Source organism: Burkholderia sp. TSV86 (assembly GCF_001522865.1).
In the GTDB taxonomy this organism is placed as follows: domain Bacteria; phylum Pseudomonadota; class Gammaproteobacteria; order Burkholderiales; family Burkholderiaceae; genus Burkholderia.
Window position 1 is genome coordinate 1 of sequence record NZ_LOWB01000110.1, and the last position, 2,089, is coordinate 2,089.

Below are 2,089 nucleotides of genomic sequence, written 5' to 3' on the forward strand. Positions count from 1 at the left end.
GTACGGCTCCTTTCATACTGAAAAAGTCCGCCGAAAACTCGACTACATCATGGCACTGTTTGCTGGGGGCCGATCATTGCGGGCCGAACTCGAAAAGCAAGGCCAGTTGATCGCTGCCAACGATATGCTGATTGCCGCGCATGCGTTGGCCGTCGACGCCGTCCTGGTTACGGACAACACGGCTCAATTCACCCGGGTCGCGGGGTTGTCGGTCGAAAACTGGCTGCGCCCGGCGACGTAACGCCACCCCGAGCGGGCAGGTAGATTCGGCCAGGGCGCTGCCAGTGACCTCGGGCGAACCAAGCAACAAGAAAAATCGTGCAATACGATGTCGACGCGGAGTTTGAGCAGCCCTTTACGTTGTGATTGGTTCCACTGCAGGGGCGGCGCCCGTTATTTTGCTGGCCCACCGCCTTGCCAACGCGTTGCTCTGTCGGCGTGATGGGTGAGGACATGGGGAACCGGATGGGACGCGCGACCCGGCTGCGGCCGGGTCTTTGTGGCCATCGTCCAATGCCGCTAACGCTTATTAGCAACATTGCGGTTGGTGGGCATTTTGCGGGAAAATCTCATCGTGCCGCGCCGCATTCTTGAATTTCGGTATCTTTTGACCTATCTTTGTGGATCATATGATCTATATCGAGCCCGCCATGCAACTCGTCCCGCCCGAAGCCATCGCCGCCGTGATGGCGCTCACGCCGCTGCCGCACACCCTCGCCGAGCTCGAGGCGCGCGTGCGCGACGGTCTGCCGAAGTCGGCGTTGCGTGCTGGCGTCGAGCGCGCGGCGGGCAGCGCCGACGCGCGCCGCATGCTGCTCGCGCGCATCATCCCGGAGGCAACCTACAAGCGCCGGCGTGACCGCCTCACGCGCGACGAATCCGAGAAGGCCGAGCGGCTCGCGCGCGTGGTGGCCACCGCGACCTACGTGTGGGACGATGCCGACGATGCGCGTACGTTTCTTGCCACCCCGCATCCGCTGCTCGAGGGGCGAGCGCCGCTCGACGTCGCGCTCACCGAGCTCGGCGCACGGCGCGTCGAGGAACTGCTGTGGCAACTGTTCTACGGACTGCCGGCTTGAAGCTCTATCGAATTGCCGACCGGCGCTATCCGGTCTGGGACGGCACCGGCGCAATGCTGGTCGGCGGGCGCTTCAACAGCCCGGGCCGCCCGATGATCTACGCGGCGACCACGTTCGCTGGCGCGATGCTCGAGGTGCTGGTGCACGCGCGCATCGGCAAGGTGCCGCGCACCCATGTGTGGGTCGAAGTCGACGTGTCCGACGACGTGGCGCTTGAGCGGGCCGACATGCTGCCGGCCGGGTGGGACGGCGCGTCGCTGCAGCTCGCGCGTACGATCGGCGATGCGTGGCTGGCCGAGCAGCGCAGCGCGATTTTGCTGGTGCCGTCGGTGGTCGCGCGTGCCGAGTGGAACGCACTGGTCAATCCTGCGCACCCGGATGCCGCGCGGCTCGTCGTCGGCGCGCCGCAGCCGGTCGTGTGGGATGCGCGGCTGTTCGCGGCGCTGGCGGAAAATACATGAACGTTCCTGATCGTGAAAGTCCAATCCGGCGCATCAGTCGAGCCGATTGGGTGCCTCGGTTCGCGTGGGGCTTGGCCTATGCGCTCATCGGCGGCTTGGGTCTGGTGCTCGGCACATGGCTCGCATTGGGGAGGGTACCGTGGCAGCCGTGAATCCGGAAAGCGCGCCCTCGTACGCGGTCGCGCTCGACAGCCTGCGGCGCGTCTGCCATCGCCAGGTCGTGCGTTACTGGCACGGTGAGCCGTTCGAGGCCCTCGCACAGATGGGCTTCGTTGTCTGGGTGCGCCAGCCAGTACGCGTGTCGCAGGCGGCATTCGCCGGCGCGGCGGGATACCGCGCCCCCGTTGAAGTTGCGGAACTCACAGTTCTCGGGTGTGTCGCGCTGGACTGGCTGGTCGCGCTTGAGGCGACCCCGCACTGGGAGACGCTACGCGCCCGACCCTACGGCGCACGCGATCACCAGGGAACGCCGGGTTCTGTCGCAATAAGGCGGGTGGTATGCTGAGTGCGTCAATGAAGCTGCGATGTGAACGATGAATCAAGCGCTGA

General features: G+C 65.6%; 3 protein-coding genes and 1 pseudogene. All 4 read left to right on the top strand.

What is annotated here, in order from left to right:
* Nucleotides 1–241, top strand: a pseudogene (locus WS68_RS28495) (hypothetical protein); the annotation flags it as partial.
* A gap of 409 nt (nt 242–650) precedes the next feature.
* On the top strand, nt 651–1,079 hold the full coding sequence (locus WS68_RS20785) for an antitoxin Xre/MbcA/ParS toxin-binding domain-containing protein (protein ID WP_059572554.1): 429 nt from the start codon (nt 651–653) through the stop codon (nt 1,077–1,079).
* Complete coding sequence (locus WS68_RS20790; RefSeq protein ID WP_059572552.1) at nt 1,076–1,540, top strand: RES family NAD+ phosphorylase; 465 nt, start codon at nt 1,076–1,078, stop codon at nt 1,538–1,540. The genes WS68_RS20785 and WS68_RS20790 overlap by 4 nt, the downstream gene beginning before the upstream one ends.
* Nucleotides 1,541–1,679: 139 nt before the next feature.
* Nucleotides 1,680–2,045, top strand: coding sequence for a hypothetical protein (locus tag WS68_RS20795; protein WP_156429591.1), 366 nt, complete (start codon nt 1,680–1,682; stop codon nt 2,043–2,045).
* Nucleotides 2,046–2,089: the final 44 nt, after the last annotated feature.